The organism is Paenibacillus farraposensis (genome assembly GCF_020736845.1).
GTDB classification, from domain to species: domain Bacteria; phylum Bacillota; class Bacilli; order Paenibacillales; family Paenibacillaceae; genus Paenibacillus; species Paenibacillus farraposensis.
In genome coordinates, this window is record NZ_JAFFQR010000103.1 from 1 (window position 1) to 280 (window position 280).

Annotated in this window: 1 protein-coding gene; it reads left to right on the plus strand. The window is 35.0% G+C overall.

Annotated elements, in window-relative coordinates; all coding sequences use genetic code 11:
• Nucleotides 1-19: 19 nt before the first annotated feature.
• A partial coding sequence (locus JO375_RS16355; protein WP_229525469.1) for a hypothetical protein occupies nucleotides 20-280 on the plus strand: 261 nt, incomplete at its 3' end.

Here is a 280-nt window from a genome sequence, read left to right on the forward strand (position 1 = left end):
AATGAAACCAATCAAAATAATGGCAAAAACCGCAATATTGGCAGCAATGACCGCTCTATTACTACCATACGGTGCGCTTGCTTCTGCAAGTGAAGCACCAAGCCCGTTATCTTCTACAATACAAGCCGAAACAGGAAAATGGGAAAAAACAGATGAAATAACATCTGAAAATGGACAAGTTTATAAATATACAGATCCAACTAATGTTGGAGATGATGTTTATTACTATTATGTCAATTATGACAATCTAATGCAAGAAAAAGGTAATAAAGGTTTGATC